The following is a 20,873-nucleotide window of genomic DNA, read 5'->3' as shown; positions in this document are numbered from 1 at the left end:
TTAAAAATTCTCATGTCTATTTTTGTAGATATGAGCGAGATCACGCAGTGATAGAAACACTACGTGTCATTACATTGTTTTTAGACGATTAACGACAGATCTCAGCTACGGTCGGCTGACACAATTGGATAAGATCTTGGATAGAAAGCGCCAGTCCAGCCATGCGATCGCCACTGCTGATCGTGACTTCCTGTTCTTCTAGTAAGCTAGGGTCGAACACGATTGGCATATGACGTTTTAGTAGCAGAGGAGTGACAGTACCAATTTTGTAACCAGTGATGGACTCAACATCGGCTTGATCAACACAAGTCATCCGGCGACATTTCAGTAACGAGCGCACTTTTTTGGGATCAACGCTACGATCACCTGGCGCACAGGCGAGTGCATATTGATTACCCATGTCTCGTAGCAAGATTGCTTTCACCATTTGAGAGGGGCGAATGCCGCGTTGGTGCGCGGCATCCTCAATGGTGGTTGCTGGTCTTTGATGCGGTAACAGACGAAACGGAATGTGTTGGTCTGTGAGAAATTGCATCAAAGGAGTATTGATTGTATTACTCATCATCAAGACTGTAAGGCAGTGATTCGATTGTCCATTCACATTCTGGTTGCGCAACCAAACGAAGACGAGTGTCCTCATCGAGATTATTAGGCAGCACGATCAGGCCGATCGCGTGATTGTCACTGAACTGGTAGTGATTTAATAAAGCACCTACTGAACGCCAGTTTTCACCTACGCTGCGTTCGAGCTCAATTGGTTCGTCACTGAATGGAGCAGAAGTTGCACCTTTTACGATATACATCGCACGTTTATTGGTACCGCGATACTTCGCTCGTGCTACCGTTTCTTGTCCCGTGTAGCAGCCCTTTGTGAAGCTTATGCCTCCTAAAGCTTGCACGTTAAGTGCTTGTGGAATGTGAGCATTCTGCGCGGATGCAGAGACAAATGGTAAACCTGCCTCAATATCGAAACGATTCCAAAGCTCATTTGTCGTAAAGACAGCGTCGGTAGTTTCAACGATTTGCTGTGCTTCTGGCGCACTTAATATCAGTAACCAGCGATCTTGTGCAACTTGCACTGCTGTGCCACCGTCAACTGGGCGAACGCTGCCAGTTGTCTTGCTCATTGTTGAAATGAATTCGTCGGCTTTGACGCCAGCAACACCTAAGATAACGTCATCAGAAGCTTCAATCGTTACTTTAGAGAAAATAGCGTATTTCTTTATTTCATTAAGTTCTACGTCAATTGCCGATTTTGGTTGGATCATGCCGTAGCCATCATGATGATGGAAAAGGCGGAACACGCTCCACACTTTTCCTTTCGCATCACAATGTGCGCCCAGTGTTGATTGGTCTTGTTCTAAAGAAACAACATCGCAGGTAACCTGACCTTGTAAGTATGATTTTTTATCATCACCGATCATGGTGATCATGCCGAAGTTATCCAGCAGTGAGATAGATAACTCTGGAAGTGCGTCTTGAGTTGAGAGAGGTAATGCTGAAAAACGAGTTTGCCATTCCATAATTACAATGCCTTTTGAAGATATTTTTCCGCTATGTTATACCCAAATAACCTTGAGATACTAGGGGAGCGATTTACGAATCAACATTTGTCTGCTTTCACTATCGTATTGTGACCCGCACACTAGTGACGTAGCACATCCCTTGTTACACTCCGCACTAACAACAAGACATCTATGAAGGAATAGTGAATGTACACTCCGGAAGAAAAAGCGCGTATTAAATGGGCTTGTCGTCGAGGCATGCTTGAGCTTGACGTAGTAATTATGCCGTTTTTTGAAGAGTGCTTTGATACTCTGAGTGAACAAGAGCAGCGTGACTTTGTTTCTTTACTTGAATGCGATGATCCTGATCTGTTTACTTGGGTAATGGGGCATGGCCGTAGCGAAAATTTAGGTCATGCAGCAATGGTTGATAAAATTGTCGCCCATAACCTCAGCAAAGTTCGTTAATTTTACTGCTTCTCCCTCTCTGACTGCCCGAGTCTTCAATGTTGTACTTTTCTTATTGATGACTTGGGCTGTTATCTTCTCTAGCATTCCGCTCGTATTATCGACTTATTTGTTATTACTGATTGTTAAGGCTCTCTCAAGCCAAGGCCTTGTTCAACCTACAAGTCATGGGCATTGGTATGTGCACTGCGATGGCTCGGTTAGGTTTGATGCCCTTGAGTATGGCGAATACTCGGAAGATATTGAGTCCGAAAAGGGTCATTTACAGCGAGTTGATACATCGGCATCACCATTCAAGATAACATTCCAATTGCAATCTGGCCGTAGTGTTACGATTTGGCGTGATAGCTGTGACGATGAGCAGTATCGTCAACTATCTTTGGTATTACGCCAATGGGAAATGAAACAGGGAGCTAATGCTCCCTGCTGATGTAATAGTTTACTTGGTAAAGTTAAAGCTGTTTAGCTGGAACCAAAATCGTTGGGCCGCTGTTTTCCAGTTGGTTCGGATAGTCAAGCGTGTAGTGCAAACCTCGACTCTCTTTACGCTGCATCGCACAACGAACCATCAACTCTGCTACTTGTAAAAGGTTACGCAGTTCTAATAAGTTGTTCGACACGCGGAAATTGCTGTAGTACTCGTGTGTTTCTTGTTGCAATAGTTGGATACGGCGTAAGGCGCGCTCTAAACGCTTGTCAGTTCGCACAATGCCCATGTAGTCCCACATAAACAGACGAAGCTCGTGCCAGTTGTGCTGAATGATCACTTCTTCATCACTATTGGTTACTTTGCTTTCATCCCAACATGGCACCTGTGAGGGTAGCTCAACGTTAGTGTGATGTTTTAGAATATCTTTTGCCGCAGACCAAGCATAAACCACGCATTCGAGAAGTGAGTTTGATGCCATGCGGTTAGCACCATGCAGCCCGGTGTAGCTAACTTCACCAATCGCATACAAATTTTTCAGATCGGTGCAGCCATTTCTATCCACCATGACACCGCCACAAGTGTAGTGTGCAGCAGGTACGATTGGGATTGGCTCTTTAGTCATGTCAATGCCCAAGTCCATCAAACGTGAATAAATGGTTGGGAAGTGTTTCGTAATAAAGTCAGCAGGCTTATGACTGATGTCGAGATACATACAGTCGGCGCCTAAACGCTTCATTTCGAAGTCGATAGCACGAGCCACGACGTCACGCGGAGCAAGCTCTTTACGTTCATCGAAATCTGGCATAAAGCGAGAACCATCTGGACGGCGCAGGTAAGCACCTTCGCCACGTAACGCTTCAGTTAGCAAGAAGTTACGTGCTTCTGGGTGATATAAACACGTCGGATGGAACTGGTTAAATTCCATATTAGCCACACGACACCCTGCACGCCAAGCAATCGCAATACCATCACCAGACGACACATCTGGGTTAGAGGTGTATTGATAAACCTTTGAAGCACCACCTGTAGCGAGAACCACAAATTTGGCTCGCACGGTTTCGACATGCTCTTCGTTGCGGTTCCAAATATAAGCACCGATAACTTTGTTTTTATCACCGCCAATTTTGTCTTCGGTGATTAAGTCCAGAGCATTATGACGTTCGAGAACATGAATGTTTGGATGATTATGAGCGTTATCTTGCAGGGAGGTTTGCATCGCCATACCTGTCGCATCTGCCGCGTGAAGAATACGACGACGGCTATGACCACCTTCACGAGTTAAGTGGTAGCGAGGTTCATCGTCAGAGTCATCTTCTTCACGATCAAATGGGACACCACCGTCAATCAACCACTGTACACACTCTTTTGAATGCTCAGCAATGAACCTTACGGTCTCCTCATCGCAAATACCATCCCCGGCGATTTGCGTGTCTTCAACGTGTGAATCAATGGTGTCTGACTCATCAAATACGGCAGCGATACCGCCTTGAGCATAGTAGGTCGCCCCTTCGCTGCGTGGTCCTTTACTCAGCACCATCACCTTACAGTGGTTAGCAACGCGCAAAGCCAACGACAAACCTGCCGCGCCACTCCCTACCACTAATACATCACACTCATGTTCACGATTTGTGTTCATATAACTTTTATAATCCCAAGCTAAGGTAACAAAGTTACCTTGTGTATTATTTGCACACCATGTGCATTCCATTATCGCGACATCTGTCGCTAAGGGCTAAGTTGGGAGACCTATCGACGTCCGTGTTACGGCGGTGACTGAGCTACTCTTCTTTTTCATGCAGAGCATGAGCATGCTTCCTAAGTTATAATTTGTAACGCGGTGTTCAGATAGCCATTAGCCATGCAAATGAAAAGTAATAGTTTGTCAATGCCATTGCTTTTCCATGCCCGACCCAGCACAATCTGGGACAGAGATCATTCATTATACCCATTTCCCTCCAAGATGCTCGCTTGTCAAACTTAGACTAAAGTCAGGCAGCGGTGGTCATTTGGGTACAGACATCACATTGTGAAAAAACAATGACAAAAAACTTGAGAAACCATGGAACTTTCTCATTCACGTTAGGGTCACAATAGTGCTCAAGTAAGCAGTGGTGTCAATACTACGTTTTGCATAATTAGTACCCATATCTGAGAAGAGTAGGGGCATAACAAATAGGAGTATCCGCTCGAATGAACGAGCAGCTGACCGATCAAGTATTGATTGAGCGAGTTCAGAATGGCGATAAGCAAGCATTCAACCTGTTGGTAACAAAGTACCAGAATAAGGTATGTAATCTTATTTCCAGATACGTTAGTAATCCTAGCGATGTACCAGATGTAGCACAAGAAGCGTTTATTAAAGCTTACCGAGCTATCCCTAGCTTTCGTGGGGAAAGTGCGTTTTATACGTGGCTGTATCGCATTGCAGTGAATACTGCGAAAAATCACATTGTTGCTCAAGGGCGTAGACCTCCAGCGACAGATGTCGATGCTGAAGATGCTGAATTTTACGAAACAGGTAGTGCACTTAAAGAAATATCGAACCCTGAGAACTTAACGTTGTCCAAAGAATTGCAACGGGTGGTGTTCAGTGCAATCGAAGCTTTACCTGAAGATTTAAAAACCGCAATGACATTACGAGAGCTCGATGGCTTGAGTTATGAAGAAATTGCAGAAGTGATGGATTGCCCGGTAGGAACGGTACGATCGCGTATCTTCCGTGCTCGTGAGGCGGTGGAAAAGAAAATCAGACCTCTTTTGCAACGCTAGTACAAGTAATAACTATGGTGAAAATAATGGCTGACAAAGAAAAACTTTCAGCTCTCATGGATGGAGAATTGGTCGATAAGGCTTTAATTCAAGAGTTAGAGCAAGACCAAGAGAGCCGTGATGCTTGGCAGAACTATCACCTGATTGGTGATGTGATGCGAGGCGAAGCGCCAGCAAAACCTGAGTGGAATATTGCTGAAAGCGTGGCGTTAGCGTTAGAAGATGAACCTGCACACCGTGCGTTTGATTCGCACAGTGCAAATGTTATCTCAATTGCGGATACGCCAAAAGAGTCGCAACCAGAACCGCAAAAAGCAAAACGTCACTTGCCAGGTTGGTTGACGCAGTTTGGTCAAGTTGCTGTTGCTGCATGTGTATCGCTTGTTGTTATTTTAGGTGTACAGCAGTACGGTGGTAGCGATTCAATGTCGCCGCAAGCAGATCAATTACCTGTATTGCAGACGGTTCCGTTTGCTGGCAGCGCAGAACCAGTGAGTTTGACTCGTGAGTCTGTAGAACGTTCTGTAGGCGAGGCAAATATGCAAGAGCAGCGCAAGCGTGTTCATGCTATGCTGCGAGACTACGAATTGCAGTTACGAATTAACAGTGATGCATCTCAACAAGATGCAAATCTGAATCCGGATATTGAATGAAAAAATTTCTGATCAGCGCTTGCGCTCTGTTCAGTATGATGTCTTCTCAAGCCTTTGCTGGTGACAAGCCAGCGGAGGCTTTATTGCATCAAATGAGCGAGGCGAGTAAGAATTTAAGTTACGAACTCTCTTATATCCTTATCAAAAAGAACAGCATTGAGCCGTTGCTGTATCGTCATGCCACGCATGGTGACGATCAATATGCTCATCTTGTCTACTTAAGTGGCCCTGTGCGTGAAGTGATTCGTCGCGGAACTGAAGTAAGTTATATCGAAACGGGTTTAGAACCGTTCACCATCGAGTCAGGTAAAATGGTCGCTCCGACTATGCCTATGCTCAACACCAATATCGATGAGCTAAACTTGTATTACGACTATGTAAAAGTGGGTAGAGCTCGTGAAGCTGGTGTGGCAACACAAGTGCTGCGTATTGTTCCTAAAGACGGTCTGCGCTATTCATACGTACTATGGATCGATGAAAAGAGTAAATTGCCGTTGCGTGCCGACCTTGTGGACCGCGATGGTGAAATGCTTGAACAATATCGCACTATTTCTTACACGGTAAACCCAAAAATCGCAGAGTTAATGAGTGGCCTGCAAGATGTTCAATTACCTGCTGTTCTCACCATGCCAAAAGGCGATATTGGGACCAGTAATTGGCAGGTTGGTTGGATCCCTGAGGGTTTCGAGCCGAACGAGCTCAACCGCTATCGTATGGCCGTTACTAACCAAATGGTGGAGAGCCAGCTGTATTCTGATGGTCTGTTTAGCTTCTCTGTTTACGTAGCAAACAAGGATGAGCATTCGTTAAAAGGGCAGTTGGTTCGCCAAGGCAGAAGAACGCTACACAGTTTTGTGAGCGGTCAACATGAAATCTCTGTTGTAGGAGACATTCCACCGACCACAGCACAGCGTATCGCCCAATCAGTCACATTTAATGTAACAAAGAGTAAATAACAATGATGACCGCGTTGGCTACCGTGACAGACGTGCATCGTCGCGGCAAGCAATACGAAATTGATTTAAGTTGCGAACAGCAGACCAGTTGCAGTAGTTGCTCTTCACAGAAAAGCTGTGGAACGGGCGTTGTTACTAAAGCCATTGGTAACAAGAGTTTATCTTGGCACCTGCGCACGGATAAATCGGTGAAAATAGGTCAAGTCGTCGAGATTGGTTTTCCTGAGTCGAGCCTAATAAAATCAGCAATGGCGGTTTATTTACTGCCATTGTTTGGTTTGATTATCGGTGCGATGTTTGGTCACTTCCTATTAGCGCCGCTGACAGCCGGCGGGGAAGGCATCATCATATTGGCATCGGTATTGTTTGCCGCTGGTGGAATGTGGATCGCAAAACGTGTTTCTCGTCCGTTAGAAGATGAATCCAAGCGCCAAGTTACCCTCGTTCGGGTACTTGGAGAGCCAATCCAGTAAGTGCTGTCCCCCTCCACTAAAGGTTATTTGGGTATGTACTTTAAATTACGTGCGCCCGTTAACGAAATTCGGTAGAATCTGCCAACTTGATTGAAATGCCGTCAGTAGATGGCGTTTCTTACTGTCCCTATTTGTAAAGAGTTAGTCACCCTAAATCTATGAAGCACATTCGTAACTTTTCGATTATCGCCCACATCGACCATGGTAAGTCGACCCTATCAGACCGTCTAATCCAAGTTTGTGGCGGGTTAACCGATCGTGAAATGGCCGCACAGGTTCTGGATTCTATGGATCTTGAACGTGAGCGTGGCATCACCATCAAATCTCAGAGTGTGACGCTAAACTACACCGCTAAAGACGGTGAGACGTATCAGCTGAACTTCATCGATACTCCGGGGCACGTTGACTTTGCATATGAAGTATCACGTTCTCTAGCGGCTTGTGAAGGTGCGCTATTGGTTGTGGATGCGGGTCAAGGTGTTGAAGCTCAAACACTGGCTAACTGTTACACCGCGATCGAAATGGATCTAGAGGTTGTGCCAATCTTGAACAAGATTGACCTACCAGCAGCCGATCCTGAGCGTGTAGCGGAAGAAATTGAAGAAATCGTTGGTATCGATGCAATGGAAGCAACCCGCTGTTCTGCGAAGACAGGCATTGGTGTTGATGACGTTCTAGAGAACATTGTGTCAGCGATTCCAGCACCGGAAGGTGATCCAGATGCGCCACTACAAGCGCTGATCATTGACTCATGGTTTGATAACTACCTTGGCGTTGTTTCTCTAGTGCGTATTAAAAACGGCGAACTGAAGAAGAACGATAAGATCAAAGTGATGAGTACGGGCCAAGTTTGGGGTGTAGACCGCCTTGGTATCTTTACGCCAAAACAAGTAGATACCGATACCCTTCGTACTGGTGAAGTAGGTTGGGTTGTTTGTGGCATCAAAGACATTCTTGGTGCCCCTGTTGGTGATACGCTGACTCTAGCGAAGAATGGTTGTGATAAACCGCTACCAGGCTTTAAGAAAGTTAAACCTCAGGTTTACGCAGGTCTGTTCCCTGTATCTTCCGACGATTACGAAAACTTCCGTGACGCACTAGGCAAACTAAGCCTTAACGACGCATCGCTATTCTACGAGCCAGAAAACTCTGCGGCACTTGGCTTTGGTTTCCGTTGTGGTTTCCTTGGCATGTTGCACATGGAAATCATCCAAGAGCGTCTAGAGCGTGAATACGACTTGGATCTTATTACCACAGCACCAACGGTAGTTTACGAAGTTGAGAAGACGGATGGCGATCTGCTGTATGTTGATAGCCCAGCAAAACTACCAGCGATCAATGATATTGAAGAAATTCGTGAACCGATTGCGCGTTGTAACATCCTTGTGCCTTCAGAGTACCTAGGTAACGTAATCACACTGTGTGTTGAAAAGCGAGGCAGTCAAGTTGATATGGTTTACCACGGTAACCAAGTCGCTGTGACTTACGATATTCCAATGGCTGAAGTGGTACTGGATTTCTTCGATCGTCTGAAATCAACATCACGCGGTTACGCATCTTTGGATTACAACTTCCAGCGTTTTGAAGCTTCGAACATGGTACGTGTAGACGTTCTTCTTAACGGTGACACTGTTGATGCATTGGCGATGATCACACACAAAGATCAGTCTCAGACTCGCGGTCGTCAGTTGGTAGAGAAGATGAAAGAATTCATCCCTCGCCAAATGTTTGATATCGCAATCCAAGCGGCAATTGGTAACCACATTATCGCTCGTTCAACGGTAAAACAGTTGCGTAAGAACGTTATTGCGAAATGTTACGGCGGTGACGTAAGTCGTAAGAAGAAACTTCTGAAGAAACAGAAAGAAGGTAAGAAACGCATGAAGCAGATCGGTAACGTTGAGCTGCCTCAAGAAGCGTTCCTAGCCATCCTTCACGTAGGTAAAGACTAAAGTTGAACTTTGTCTCACACTTGTCGGTCTTAAGACGTTAGATATTAAAATAAGTGAAAGGGTTTCGGCTCTTTCACTTTCGTATTTTTAGATAAGGGAATTTAATGGCGAATACATTCTCACTGATGTTGGTTATTGCGACTTTGGTAACTGGCGTGGTTTGGCTATTGGAAAAGCTGGTTTTCGCGAAAAAGCGTCAGGAAAAACTGGCTGAGATTCAAGCTCAGACGTCTAATGGTTTGGATGCAGTGACCTTGCAAAAAGTTGAGCGTCAGCCTTGGTGGGTTGAAAATAGCGTCTCTATTTTCCCTGTGATCGCGTTCGTTTTAGTATTACGTTCTTTTATCTACGAACCATTTCAAATCCCATCAGGCTCAATGATGCCTACCTTGCTGGTTGGCGATTTCATTTTAGTTGAGAAGTACGCGTACGGTCTAAAAGACCCAGTATGGCGTACTCAGCTAGTGGAAACTGGTAAGCCTGAGCGTGGTGATATCGTGGTATTCAAATACCCACCACAACCAAGTGTGGACTACATTAAGCGTGTAGTTGGTTTACCTGGTGATATCGTGCGTTATTCAAGTGATAAGCAGCTTTGCGTGCAAAGCCAAGGCGAATCGGCATGTAAGCCAGTTAAACTGAGCAATGTTGAAGAAAGTCAGTTTAGCTCGAACGGTATTCCAATGATCCAACTGGATGAAAAATTGGGTAACGTTGAGCACAATATTTTGGTTAACCCTCTTGTGCGTAACCGCGTGGAGCAATATTTCCCACGCAGCGGAACGACAGAGTGGGTTGTACCACAAGGTCAGTATTTTGTGATGGGTGATAACCGTGACAACAGTGCTGACAGCCGTTACTGGGGCTTTGTTCCAGAAGCAAACTTAGTCGGTAAAGCTGTCGCGATCTGGATCAGCTTCGAGTTTGATCGTGGCGCAGATAGTGTTCTACCTTCATGGATTCCAACTGGTGTGCGTTTTAACCGCATCGGTGGCATTCACTAACCATTCAAATATCGAGAGAGTATGAATTCTCCAATTGATAAACTAGAGAGAAAGCTCGGCTACCAGTTTCAAGATGCCGGGCTTATCAATTTGGCGCTGACGCACCGCAGCGCCAACAGTAAGCACAATGAACGTCTTGAGTTTCTGGGCGATTCAATTTTAAGTTTTGTCATCGCTGATGATCTGTACCATCGTTTCCCAAAAGTGAACGAAGGTGACATGAGCCGCATGCGTGCTACTTTGGTTCGCGGACATACATTGGCGGAACTGGGTCGTGAATTCGATCTAGGAGATTATTTAAAATTAGGTCCAGGTGAATTGAAGAGTGGCGGTTTTCGCCGAGACTCTATTTTAGCCGATGCGGTTGAAGCCATTATTGGCGCAATTTACCTAGACAGTGATCTTGAAGTTGTGCGAGGCATTGTACTGAGTTGGTATCAGTCACGCCTTGAAGCCATTAAACCAGGCGTTTCACAGAAAGATCCGAAAACTCGCCTACAAGAGTTCCTACAAGGCAGAAGAAAACCGCTGCCTGTCTACACAGTGACTAATATTAAAGGTGAAGCGCACAACCAAGAGTTCACGGTTGAGTGCGAAGTAGCAGGTGTGGATAAGCCTGTAATCGGTAAAGGCACCAGCCGCCGCAAGGCAGAACAAGCGGCTGCTGAAACAGCACTTGAGCAATTAACAAATGGCTGATAACGAATTCGATATCGATGCGTTTTTCGCATCACAAGGTGAGCCAAGCTCGCCAGAAAACCAACACTGTGGCTTTATTGCTATTGTTGGTCGTCCAAACGTAGGTAAGTCGACACTTTTGAACAAGATTTTGGGTCAGAAGATTTCGATCACCTCTCGTAAGCCGCAAACGACACGCCACCGTATTATGGGTGTGGATACGGACGGCGATTACCAAGCGATTTACGTCGACACGCCTGGACTTCACATTGAAGAAAAGCGTGCGATCAACCGTTTGATGAACCGTGCAGCTAACTCGTCATTGAGTGATGTAAACCTTGTGTTCTTCTTAGTCGATGGTACGCATTGGACTAAAGACGATGAGATGGTGCTGACCAAACTTCAAAAATCGAACTTCCCAGTTGTGCTTTGTGTAAACAAAGTCGACAACGTACAAGATCGTAACGACGTGATGCTACACATGGCGGAGATGTCTAAGAAGATGGACTTCGTGGATGTTGTGCCAATCTCTGCCAAGCAAGGTAAGAACATTGACGTACTGCGTAAGCACGTGCGTAATCACTTACCTAAAGCAACGCATCACTTCCCAGAAGAATACGTGACTGACCGTTCTCAGCGTTTTATGGCGTCTGAGATTGTGCGTGAAAAGCTGATGCGCTTTACTGGTGAAGAGCTGCCATACTCAGTAACGGTTGAGATTGAACGTTTTGATTACAACCCTGAAACCGACGGTTTCCACATCAATGCCTTGATTCTTGTTGAGCGTAATGGCCAGAAGAAAATGGTGATTGGCAAAGGCGGCGAGAAGATTAAAACCATTGGTCGCGAAGCGCGTTTAGATATGGAAGAATTGTTCGGTCGTAAGGTTTACCTAGAAACTTGGGTAAAAGTGAAATCTGGCTGGGCAGACGACGAACGAGCGTTGCGATCGTTGGGTTATATAGACGATTTATAATCTTGGCTGCGAAGGTGCTTCGCTCCAACATCGATGAAAAATCAGTATCGATTAAAATAAGGAGCCGCTCGGCTCCTTATTTTTTATTTCACACTTTTTAGGCACAATGACTTAGATGAGTAATCTGTCTTCCGAAGGTTTACAGCGCTGTTTTGTATTGCACCGACGCCCTTACAGTGAATCGAGCTTAATCCTTGATGTATTTAGTGAGGAATATGGCCGAATGACTTTAATGGCCAAAGGCGCGCGCAGTAAGCGTTCGAACTTAAAAGGCGCATTGCAACCTTTTACCCCGCTATTACTTAAATGGTCGGGGAAAGGCTCAATGAAAACTTTGCGTCAAGCCGAGCCGATAAGTCTAGGTTTGCCGTTAACGGGCATTAATCTCTACTCAGCCATGTACGTCAATGAACTGATTGGCCGTATTTTGATGGCTGAAGTGCCGATGCCAGCACTATTTCATGATTATTTGCATGCTTTAACCGAGTTGGCGCACAACGAGAACCCTGAGCCTGCACTGCGTCGTTTTGAGTTAGCCTTGCTGTCTGCGATGGGGTATGGCGTGGATTTTTTGCATTGTGCAGGTACCGGCGAGCCCGTCGATCCAGAAATGACCTATCGTTACCGGGAACAGAAAGGGTTTATTGCTTCGGTTAGGCGCGATAACCTCACGTTTTTAGGGAATGAACTGATTGCTATCAGTGAGCGGCGGTTCGTCACTAAAGAGCAGCTAAAAGCGGCAAAACGCTTTACACGTATAGCCTTAAAGCCGTATCTTGGCGGCAAACCTTTAAAAAGTCGTGAATTTTTCATTCAGACCCCCAGAGCACGGAGTAACGGAAAATGAGCTCAATTTATTTAGGCGTCAATATCGACCATATTGCCACTCTACGTAATGCACGTGGTACAAAATACCCGGATCCTGTTCACGCTGCTGAAATTGCAGAGCGTGCAGGCGCGGACGGTATCACTATCCACTTACGTGAAGACCGTCGCCATATTTTGGATCGTGATGTACGTATTCTGCGTGAAACCATTCAAACGCGTATGAATCTAGAGATGGCAGTGACGGACGAAATGGTTGAGATTGCGCTGCAAACTAAACCAGAGTTTGTGTGTCTAGTGCCTGAAAAGCGTGAAGAACTGACGACGGAAGGTGGCTTAGATGTTGTAGGGCAGCTTGAAAAAATTAAAGCTGCGACGAAAAAGCTGACAGATGCCGGCATTAAAGTTTCGCTCTTTATTGATGCTGACCGTCAACAGATTGAAGCTGCGAAAAAGTGTGGCGCTCCGTTTATTGAGCTACATACTGGCCACTATGCAGATGCGACGACAGAAGACGAACAGCAAGCTGAACTGAAGAAGATTGCTGCTGGTGCGAGTTATGCACATGACCTAGGTATTATTGTTAATGCCGGGCATGGCCTGACTTATCACAATGTCGCACCAATTGCTGCATTACCAGAAATTTACGAACTCAACATTGGTCACTCAATCATTGGTCGCGCAGTATTTGATGGTTTAAATAAAGCGGTTGCTGACATGAAAGCACTGATGATTGAGGCTCGCCAGTCATAGGGCTATCTAGATGGCGATTATAGGGTTAGGGACCGACATTGCAGAAATTGAGCGTATTGAAAAAGCGTTAGCTCGTAGTGGTGAACCTTTTGCTCAGCGGATTCTTTCAGAAGAAGAAATGGCCAAATTCTCACAGCTTAAGCTGCAAGGTCGTTATCTTGCTAAGCGCTTTGCAGTCAAAGAAGCGGCCTCAAAAGCATTGGGAACAGGGATAGCAAAAGGGGTCACGTTTCACGATTTTTCCATCTCGAACGATGCGCTTGGAAAACCAGTGCTCGCATTGACGGGCACAGCCAAGCAAATAGCGGATGCGATGGGCGTTAACCACATTCACCTGTCCATTTCCGATGAGCGTCATTACGCTGTGGCGACGGTTATTTTTGAATCCTAGCTTGTAAGTCTTAAACAAAATACTAAAAAGCCAGAGCATTTGCTCTGGCTTTTGTTTCTCTTCAATAGATCACTGTTCAAGGTATAACTTTGCGGTTGTTGTTACTTTAATCATTTCATCTTGCAGCTCGAACATTTCAGGCTCAACTTCCTCAAGACTGACCCCTGAGCGCAGTGCTTGCTCAAGCGTCGCACAGAGTGACTTCAGTCTTGGAACGCCACAATATGAACTACTGCCGTGCAGCTTATGGATGACATGAATTAGGTCATCACGGGAGATATCTTCTTGCTCCAGAGCTTGGTCAACGACTGCTTCTACTTCAGGGATGAACTCAATCAACATGCGCAGCATGTCTTTAGCGAGATCCTCTTTATTCGCGCTCTGTTTTAAGGCTGCTTGCCAATCAATAATCACATCCTGCTGAGGCGAAGAAACGGGTTGTGGTGCGCTTCCTTCAGGTTCATCAACGTATGAAGGGGCGACTTTGCCAATGCTCTCTGTACAAGCATTTGGGTTCCAGTGAACCAAAACCTGTTGCAGCACATGCTCTTCAATAGGTTTGGTCAAGTAGTCATCCATTCCTGCTGAGAGCAAGCGGTCTCGTTCCCCTGCCATGGCATGCGCCGTTACAGCAATCACTGGCGTGTCTTTATTTAACTCCAACTCTTTAATGTGCTTACAAGCGGTCACCCCATCCATTTGTGGCATTTGGATATCCATAAAGATTAAATCGTACTTTTTCTCTGTCGCCAGGTTCACCGCTTGCTGGCCATTGCTACAGGCGGTGACGGTTTCTACTCGTTCGCGGAGCAGTGCAGAGATCAGCTTCAAGTTTGCAGGGTTGTCATCCACTGCTAGTACAGTCAGAGGTAAACGGTCCCCTTCGCTTGGCGTAATTGGAGCGCTTAATACAGGTGGCGATTCTACATGTTCGCTAATCAGGCTTTGTAGCAACTTACGGCGAGACAATGGCTTCGTCAGGCACTGGACGTGATGCTCTGTCATTATTTGGTCCGCAAGCGCCAATTCGGTACTCGGTGTCCCTAGAAGAACACTCGGAGCCATACGTTTCGCTTGTTCTATCCAAGGTGTAATAACTTCCGCATCGTGAGTCTGGTTGGCCGCTAAATTCAACAATACATAATCATATTGTTCTTCGTTGTTTGGTAGCGAAGAGCGGTATGTTACTAAAATACCCTCCTGACTCAGAATCTGTTGGGTTACGGATGCGGCTTGCATGTTTGGTTCAATCAGCAGTAACTGCTTCCCAGTCAGAAGTTCCACTTCAATCAGTTCGCTCATTGGCATCTCGGTTGAGTGCAAGCGCACCGTAAACCAGAAGGTTGAACCTTGGTGTAGACGGCTGGTTAAACTGATTTCGCCGCCCATCTGGCTCACCAGTTTCTGAGTGATGACCAGACCAAGGCCAGTACCGCCGTAACGACGTGAAATACTTGCATCTGCTTGGCTAAAGGCTTGGAACAACTGCGCTTGCTGACGCTCAGAGATACCAATACCGGTATCACGCACCATGAATTGCAGTTCGACGGAGTCTCCTGATTGAGAGCGCATTTCTACGCTAACATCAATGTTGCCTCGCTCGGTAAACTTGATTGAGTTACCGACTAAGTTCGTCAAAATTTGCTGAATACGTAGTGGATCCCCAACTAAACCCGGTGGAATTTTAGGGTCCACTTTTAGGGTGATTTCTAACCCTTTCTCATGTGCACTTGTGGCTTGTAGGTTAATTACCTCTTCTAAACTTTCTCGGAAATCAAAAGGAATGTTTTCCAGCGCCAGCTTACCCGCTTCAAGTTTCGAGAAGTCGAGAATGTCATTGATGATATTCAGCAGGTTGTTCGCCGATTTCTCAATCGTCTGTAGGTAATCCGTTTGGCTGTTAGAAAGCTGCGTTTTAAGCATTTGACGAGTAAAGCCAATCACCCCATTGAGCGGAGTACGCAGCTCGTGCGACATGTTTGCCAAGAACTCTGACTTAACCCTGGCCGCTTCTTGCGCGCGTTTCTTCGCGATATCCAGCTCAACGTTCTGAATTTCTAGCTGCTCAAGCGTTTCACGTAAGTCGGACGTGGCTTGGTCTATACTGTGCTGCATCTCCACGTGATATTCTGATAACGATACCGCCATGGCGTTGATGCCATTTTTTAGCTGGTCTAACTCCCCGTGCATTTTGCCTTCGATACGCACATCCAGATGACCGCGGCGAATGCGGTCAACGACATTCTTCATGTGGGTGATAGGTTGGGTCACATCGTGCATTAGACGTGAAGCAAACACACTTGCTAAGCCAAGACCGAGAACCAGAACTAAAAACGCAGAGAAGACTTCTTGATACTGTTGCAGCCTCAAGGAGGAGAGATCTAACTCGACGGCGATGTAACCAATCGCTTTTGTGCCTTGGCTTTCGTTCGACAACTCCGCTAAGTAGTGACCTTCTGACAAAATGGGGACACGCAATATCAGTGAGTTTTCGTAGATTTCCGAATTACCCAGTTGCGGGATCGGTTTATCTTTGGGAAACATCAAGGCTTCAAAATTAGGATGAAAGTTAGAGGTTACAAAGAGCTCATGATGTTCATCAAATACCGCGATACTACGAACCAGTTTGGAGTTTTTACGGTGCGCGTAGCTTATCAAGCGACGTACCGCCTCTCGGCTTTCTGATAGTAGATGAGTTTCACTGGCAATCGCCAGCGGCTCAATAATGCTGTTACCAGTGGTGATAACTTGTTTCTCAAGGTCTTGGTAGCGGTTAAATGAGAAAAAGCCGCTCAGTAATAAACCAATAATGAGAGTGGGAGCGAGAGTTAGTGTAATTACACGTGCTCGTAAGCCATATCTGGTCATGTTATCTAATTACATCGGAGTCTGGATATGGGAAAATAACGCATTATTTCTCAAGCGCACGATAAAGCCTTGAGCAAAGAAGTGACGTCACCGAATAAACGGTAAGCATAATCAAGTCACTCGAATCACACAACGGCTGCAATCAAGAATAGTGAAGCCGAAGAGCAATTACACATAAATCAGGCATAGAGCATGGCACGCATCTTTCAACCGAAAAAGAAAACCCAACTCAATACTCGGCACCAAGCAGTGCAAGTAGAGCGTTTAGATCACCACGGCGCAGGCATTGCTTACCTCAAAAAGAAGCCATTGTTTATTGATGGAGCACTGCCGGGTGAGGAGGTGGTCACTCAATTGGTGGAAGAAAAGAGCAAGTTCGCTCGCGGTAAGTTGATTAAAATCCTTAAGCCGAGTGAAGCTCGTGTGGAGCCATTTTGCCCACATTATCATGAGTGCGGTGGCTGTGATTTGCAGCATCTAGATTATGGCCAACAATTGACGTACAAACAGCAAACGTTGCGTCAGCTAATGCGAAAATTTTCAGGCAGTGACATTGAACTAGATGCCCCGTTATTGGGATATTCGCAGGCCTACCGTCGCCGTGCGAGAGTGAGCTTGTTTGTTGATAAAAAAACACGTCAGCTACATTTTGGTTTCCGTAAAAAGCAGAGTAAGCAAATTGCGCAAGTGACCGATTGCCCAGTGCTGGCACCGGAACTGAATGTTTTGCTGCCAGAGATTTACTCAGCCCTAAAAGCGTTCAAAAAGCCTGAACAATTGGGTCATGTAGAGCTGGTACTTGGTGATAATGGGCCGTGTATTACGCTGCGCCACTTGAGCGCTCTGACAACGAGTGAAACTCAATCTCTAACGGAGTTGGCAAAACGTCATGGCGCATCGTTGTACTTAATGCCATCGACAGAACAATTAGACCTTATCGAAGGCGATATGCCTTTTTATCAAGAAGTTGGAGTGAAAATCCCTTTTGCACCAAATAACTTTATTCAAGTAAACCAAGGTGTAAACCAACAAATGGTCAAACAAGCGGTTGAGTGGTTAGACCCACAAAAGAGTGACCGAGTGTTAGATTTGTTCTGTGGTTTAGGCAACTTTAGTTTACCAGTTGCGAAATTAGCTAAGTACGTGGTTGGAGTAGAGGGTGTTGCAGAGATGGTAGAAAAAGCCACAAACAATGCATCTTTGAACCAAATCAATAACGCGCAATTTTATCACGCTAACCTTGAGCAAGATTTTGAAGGCCAAGCCTGGGCCGCAGAGCGGTTTGATAAAGTATTATTAGACCCGGCACGCGCGGGAGCGAGTGGGATCATCGATCAAGTTTCTGAGCTTGGCGCACAGCGTGTAGTTTATGTTTCTTGTAATCCTGCTACCCTTGCTAGGGATAGTCAAAGCTTGATAGAGCAAGGCTATAAATTAACGAAATTAGGTATGCTGGATATGTTCCCTCATACCAGTCATCTAGAATCGATGGCATTGTTTGAAAAGTCCTAACTTTAGGACTTTGACCCCTTATTTGTGGTGGGTGGTCATAAAGCCAGCGTGTACGCGCGGTAAAAAGAACTAACCTGGACGGTGTTAGTCAAACCACACGAATATAATAATTAGGATGATGAGATGGTTGCGGTAAGAAGCGCGCATTTAAACCAAGATGAACAGTTTGAACTCGAAAACTGGGTGGCTAGCCTAGGACAAGAGAAAAACACAGCCTCACGCTTAATCGAAGTATATCGAGATTGCCAGACAGTATTAGCTGATAACGAGCAAGCGGAACTGTTGTTGTGGCGTGGACGAGAAATGATCGAAATTTTGATCACCTTGTCTATGGATCAAGCCACTTTAGTGGCTGCTCAACTGTTTCCTTTGGTTTCAAGTGGTGCTTTTAACAGAGAAATTCTGGAAGAGAAATACAGCAAAGAAATCATAAAATTAATCGACGGCGTTGAAGAAATGGCTGCTATTGGCCAACTCAACGTCAACATGGAAGGCAGTGCAGCGTCATCTCAGGTAGATAACGTACGCCGCATGCTGCTTGCCATGGTGGATGACTTCCGCTGCGTAGTTATCAAGCTCGCGGAACGAATTTGTAACCTTATTGAAGTTAAAAAAGCGCCAGATGAAGTTCGACGTGCGGCGGCAAAAGAGTGTGCCAACATCTATGCGCCGCTAGCAAACCGATTAGGCATCGGTCAGCTGAAATGGGAAATTGAAGATTACGCTTTCCGCTACCAACAACCGGAAACTTACAAACAAATTGCCAAACAGCTTTCTGAGCGACGCATCGTTCGTGAACAGTACATCAAAGACTTTGTTGAAGACCTCACGCACGAAATGGAAGTGTCGGGCATCAATGCCGAAGTGAGTGGTCGACCTAAGCACATCTACAGCATTTGGCGAAAAATGCAGAAAAAGAGTTTGGCCTTTGATGAGCTGTTTGATGTGCGAGCAGTGCGTATCATCGCGGACAAACTGCAAGATTGTTACGCAGCTTTAGGCGTAGTTCACACCAAATACAAGCACCTACCGAGCGAGTTTGATGACTACGTTGCTAACCCTAAACCAAACGGTTATCAATCGATCCATACAGTAATTCTAGGGCCAGAAGGCAAAACCATCGAGATCCAGATTCGTACCAAGCAAATGCATGAAGAGTCGGAGCTGGGGGTTGCAGCGCACTGGAAATATAAAGAAGGGGCAAGCAGCCGAAGCGGTTATGATGAGAAGATCACGTGGCTGCGTAAGCTATTGGATTGGCAAGAAGAAATGTCTGACTCTGGCGAAATGCTCGATGAGCTGCGTAGCCAAGTCTTTGATGACCGTGTTTATGCCTTTACACCACGTGGTGATGTTGTCGATTTGCCAATGGGGGCAACGCCGCTAGATTTTGCCTATCACATTCACTCCGAAGTGGGACACCGTTGTATCGGTGCCAAAGTCGGAGGTCGTATTGTGCCGTTCACGCATAAATTACATATGGGTGACCAAGTCGAGATTATCACTCAGAAAGAACCTAACCCATCACGTGACTGGTTAAACCCATCATTAGGCTTCGTTCATTCTGGTCGTGCGCGTGCCAAAATTAACGCCTGGTTCCGAAAACAAAGCCGTGAGAAGAACCTTGAAGCAGGTCGTGAAATCCTTGAGCATGAGTTAGCCAAAATTGGCGCAACGTTAAAAGATGCAGAGCATTACGCCCTCAAGCGGTTTAACGTCAAAACACCAGATGAATTGTATGTTGGTGTAGGTAGCGGTGATTTGCGCATCAACCAAATCATTAACCATATTAACGCGTTAGTTAACAAGCCAACGGCAGAGGAAGAAGACCAGCAAGCACTGGAAAAACTGCAAGAAGCTGAGCATAAATCACCCGCGCAAAGCCGACCGAAAAAAGACGCAGTTGTAGTAGAAGGCGTCGATAACCTAATGACACATCTAGCACGTTGCTGTCAGCCAATTCCAGGTGACGATATCTCTGGTTACATAACGCAAGGTCGTGGGATTTCAGTACACCGTAGTGACTGTGAACAGCTAGAAGAACTGCGCCATCATGCGCCAGAGCGCATCATCGATACAGTCTGGGGCAGCGGCTTTGTGGGGTCATACATCCTCACCGTGCGTGTTGAAGCGATGGAGCGAGGTGGTCTACTCAAAGACATTACGACACTGTTCGCCAACGAAAAGATCAAAGTGACCAGTATGAAGAACCGAGTCGACTACAGACGTCAACTTGCCATCATGGATTTTGACCTAGAAGTCACCAATATTGAGGTGCTTTCGCGGGTTTCGAAGCGTGTGGAACAGATCAAGGATGTCATGACGGTGAAACGCCTCGGCTAAAACTCTCGTCATAGTTATCGTTGTAGCGTTGTTGACTGCACGCACTTGCTCCATCACATGGTGAACCAGCTCAGGAGTCTCGTTTGTTTGTCGCCTAGCTACAACTTCGACTATTTACAGAGTTACACTTGCGTCATATTTGGCTTTTTCTCTGCGTTAGCTGCACTTATTCCGACGTGCCGGCTCAGGGGCATCACATAGGCGAGCTATGCTCAGGAGTCGCGAAAATTTGTTGCCTTGTCAAAGTAACAATTACTTAGTGAAAGCTGCTGAGAAAATATAATGTAGAAGGTGAGTGGTTTTGGCTGCTCACCTTT

Annotated in this window: 19 protein-coding genes; 15 read left to right on the top strand and 4 right to left on the bottom strand. The window is 45.9% G+C overall.

What is annotated here, in order from left to right; genetic code table 11:
- Positions 1 to 88: 88 nt before the first annotated feature.
- Together R7M72_RS18900 and ygfZ are read right to left on the bottom strand one after the other, a co-directional pair.
- Entirely contained in the window at positions 89 to 562 is a 474-nt protein-coding gene (locus R7M72_RS18900; RefSeq protein WP_005384562.1) for an aminoacyl-tRNA deacylase, read from the bottom strand.
- A complete protein-coding gene (ygfZ, locus tag R7M72_RS18895) occupies positions 555 to 1,523 on the bottom strand; it encodes a tRNA-modifying protein YgfZ (RefSeq protein WP_054577171.1) in 969 nt (322 codons plus the stop codon). The genes R7M72_RS18900 and ygfZ overlap by 8 nt, the downstream gene beginning before the upstream one ends.
- Before the next feature lie 189 nt (positions 1,524 to 1,712).
- Here ygfZ and R7M72_RS18890 point away from each other — a divergent pair, with 189 nt between their 5' ends.
- Positions 1,713 to 1,973 (top strand): succinate dehydrogenase assembly factor 2, encoded by a 261-nt coding sequence (locus R7M72_RS18890; RefSeq protein WP_005380951.1) that lies wholly within the window; start codon positions 1,713 to 1,715, stop codon positions 1,971 to 1,973.
- Positions 1,942 to 2,403 carry a protein YgfX gene (locus R7M72_RS18885; RefSeq protein WP_238939353.1) on the top strand — a complete coding sequence of 154 codons (462 nt, stop codon included), beginning with the start codon at positions 1,942 to 1,944 and terminating at the stop codon, positions 2,401 to 2,403. The genes R7M72_RS18890 and R7M72_RS18885 overlap by 32 nt, the downstream gene beginning before the upstream one ends.
- 22 nt (positions 2,404 to 2,425) lie before the next feature.
- Here the strand turns inward: R7M72_RS18885 and nadB are convergent, their stop codons facing one another.
- Positions 2,426 to 4,039, bottom strand: a complete 1,614-nt coding sequence (nadB, locus tag R7M72_RS18880; protein ID WP_005380947.1) for an L-aspartate oxidase — start codon at positions 4,037 to 4,039, stop codon at positions 2,426 to 2,428.
- 554 nt (positions 4,040 to 4,593) lie between these two features.
- Between nadB and rpoE the strand changes: the two genes are divergently transcribed.
- From rpoE to acpS, 11 genes are all read left to right on the top strand, one after another.
- Complete coding sequence (rpoE, locus tag R7M72_RS18875; RefSeq protein ID WP_315956587.1) at positions 4,594 to 5,172, top strand: RNA polymerase sigma factor RpoE; 579 nt, start codon at positions 4,594 to 4,596, stop codon at positions 5,170 to 5,172.
- 26 nt (positions 5,173 to 5,198) lie between these two features.
- Positions 5,199 to 5,825 (top strand): sigma-E factor negative regulatory protein, encoded by a 627-nt coding sequence (locus R7M72_RS18870; protein WP_042521278.1) that lies wholly within the window; start codon positions 5,199 to 5,201, stop codon positions 5,823 to 5,825.
- Positions 5,822 to 6,781, top strand: a complete 960-nt coding sequence (gene rseB / locus R7M72_RS18865; RefSeq protein ID WP_005380941.1) for a sigma-E factor regulatory protein RseB — start codon at positions 5,822 to 5,824, stop codon at positions 6,779 to 6,781. Before R7M72_RS18870 ends, rseB begins: the two co-directional genes overlap by 4 nt.
- A 2-nt stretch (positions 6,782 to 6,783) precedes the next feature.
- Positions 6,784 to 7,254: a SoxR reducing system RseC family protein gene (locus R7M72_RS18860; RefSeq protein ID WP_005384575.1), complete on the top strand. Its 471-nt coding sequence runs from the start codon at positions 6,784 to 6,786 to the stop codon at positions 7,252 to 7,254.
- A 158-nt stretch (positions 7,255 to 7,412) separates the two neighbouring features.
- Positions 7,413 to 9,206 (top strand): translation elongation factor 4, encoded by a 1,794-nt coding sequence (gene lepA, locus R7M72_RS18855; protein WP_005380934.1) that lies wholly within the window; start codon positions 7,413 to 7,415, stop codon positions 9,204 to 9,206.
- A 104-nt stretch (positions 9,207 to 9,310) separates the two neighbouring features.
- Complete coding sequence (lepB, locus tag R7M72_RS18850) at positions 9,311 to 10,210, top strand: signal peptidase I (RefSeq protein ID WP_005380933.1); 900 nt, start codon at positions 9,311 to 9,313, stop codon at positions 10,208 to 10,210.
- 21 nt (positions 10,211 to 10,231) lie between these two features.
- Entirely contained in the window at positions 10,232 to 10,909 is a 678-nt protein-coding gene (gene rnc / locus R7M72_RS18845; RefSeq protein ID WP_005380932.1) for a ribonuclease III, read from the top strand.
- The gene (gene era / locus R7M72_RS18840; RefSeq protein ID WP_005380931.1) at positions 10,902 to 11,864 is read left to right on the top strand and encodes a GTPase Era; all 963 of its coding nucleotides are present in this window, start codon (positions 10,902 to 10,904) and stop codon (positions 11,862 to 11,864) included. Before rnc ends, era begins: the two co-directional genes overlap by 8 nt.
- 115 nt (positions 11,865 to 11,979) lie before the next feature.
- On the top strand, positions 11,980 to 12,711 hold the full coding sequence (gene recO / locus R7M72_RS18835; protein WP_005384578.1) for a DNA repair protein RecO: 732 nt from the start codon (positions 11,980 to 11,982) through the stop codon (positions 12,709 to 12,711).
- Complete coding sequence (gene pdxJ / locus R7M72_RS18830) at positions 12,708 to 13,442, top strand: pyridoxine 5'-phosphate synthase (RefSeq protein ID WP_005384579.1); 735 nt, start codon at positions 12,708 to 12,710, stop codon at positions 13,440 to 13,442. The genes recO and pdxJ overlap by 4 nt, the downstream gene beginning before the upstream one ends.
- A 10-nt stretch (positions 13,443 to 13,452) precedes the next feature.
- On the top strand, positions 13,453 to 13,833 hold the full coding sequence (gene acpS, locus R7M72_RS18825; RefSeq protein WP_012841407.1) for a holo-ACP synthase: 381 nt from the start codon (positions 13,453 to 13,455) through the stop codon (positions 13,831 to 13,833).
- Between the two features lie 69 nt (positions 13,834 to 13,902).
- Here acpS and barA read toward each other — a convergent pair whose 3' ends face one another.
- The gene (gene barA, locus R7M72_RS18820; protein ID WP_005383774.1) at positions 13,903 to 16,701 is read right to left on the bottom strand and encodes a two-component sensor histidine kinase BarA; all 2,799 of its coding nucleotides are present in this window, start codon (positions 16,699 to 16,701) and stop codon (positions 13,903 to 13,905) included.
- 192 nt (positions 16,702 to 16,893) lie between these two features.
- Between barA and rlmD the strand changes: the two genes are divergently transcribed.
- Positions 16,894 to 18,213: a 23S rRNA (uracil(1939)-C(5))-methyltransferase RlmD gene (gene rlmD, locus R7M72_RS18815; protein WP_315956582.1), complete on the top strand. Its 1,320-nt coding sequence runs from the start codon at positions 16,894 to 16,896 to the stop codon at positions 18,211 to 18,213.
- A gap of 123 nt (positions 18,214 to 18,336) precedes the next feature.
- Positions 18,337 to 20,556 (top strand): GTP diphosphokinase, encoded by a 2,220-nt coding sequence (gene relA / locus R7M72_RS18810; protein ID WP_005380915.1) that lies wholly within the window; start codon positions 18,337 to 18,339, stop codon positions 20,554 to 20,556.
- Positions 20,557 to 20,873: the final 317 nt, after the last annotated feature.

The organism is Vibrio sp. YT-18 (genome assembly GCF_033337345.1).
GTDB lineage: Bacteria > Pseudomonadota > Gammaproteobacteria > Enterobacterales > Vibrionaceae > Vibrio > Vibrio alginolyticus.
This window is presented reverse-complemented; position numbering and strand designations above follow the sequence as displayed.